Genomic DNA, 820 nt, shown 5'->3' with positions numbered 1-820 from the left:
GGCACTGTTGCAAAGTTAGCGATGAGGCAGCCTTTTGTCTTATTCAAAGGCCTTACATTTCAAAAACTCTGCTTACCAGGCGCATTTCGCCCAGGGGATCACCATAATAAAATGCTGAGGCCTGGCCTTTGCGTAGTGCACGCATCACCTCAATACCTTTGATGGTGGCGTAAGCCGTCTTCATGGATTTAAATCCCAGCGTGGCGCCGATTATCCGTTTCAGTTTGCCATGATCGCATTCAATCACGTTGTTCCGGTACTTAATCTGTCGGTGTTCAACGTCAGACGGGCACCGGCCTTCGCGTTTGAGCAGAGCAAGCGCGCGACCATAGGCGGGCGCTTTATCCGTGTTGATGAATCGCGGGATCTGCCACTTCTTCACGTTGTTGAGGATTTTACCCAGAAACCGGTATGCAGCTTTGCTGTTACGACGGGAGGAGAGATAAAAATCGACAGTGCGGCCCCGGCTGTCGACGGCCCGGTACAGATACGCCCAGCGGCCATTGACCTTCACGTAGGTTTCATCCATGTGCCACGGGCAAAGATCGGAAGGGTTACGCCAGTACCAGCGCAGCCGTTTTTCCATTTCAGGCGCATAACGCTGAACCCAGCGGTAAATCGTGGAGTGATCGACATTCACTCCGCGTTCAGCCAGCATCTCCTGCAGCTCACGGTAACTGATGCCGTATTTGCAGTACCAGCGTACGGCCCACAGAATGATGTCACGCTGAAAATGCCGGCCTTTGAATGGGTTCATGTGCAGCTCCATCAGCAAAAGGGGATGATAAGTTTATCACCACCGACTATTTGCAACAGTGCC

Annotated in this window: 1 protein-coding gene; it reads right to left on the bottom strand. The window is 52.4% G+C overall.

All coding sequences use genetic code 11. The features are described from left to right. Positions 1-52: 52 nt before the first annotated feature. Positions 53-757, bottom strand: coding sequence for an IS6-like element IS26 family transposase (locus tag OKB87_RS23530; protein WP_001067855.1), 705 nt, complete (start codon positions 755-757; stop codon positions 53-55). Positions 758-820 lie beyond the last annotated feature (63 nt).

Origin of the sequence: Aeromonas sp. Y318-1 (assembly GCF_027706125.1) — a bacterium.
GTDB classification, from domain to species: domain Bacteria; phylum Pseudomonadota; class Gammaproteobacteria; order Enterobacterales; family Aeromonadaceae; genus Aeromonas; species Aeromonas hydrophila.
Note: the sequence above shows the minus strand (reverse complement) of the source record. Positions and strands in the feature narration are given on the sequence as shown.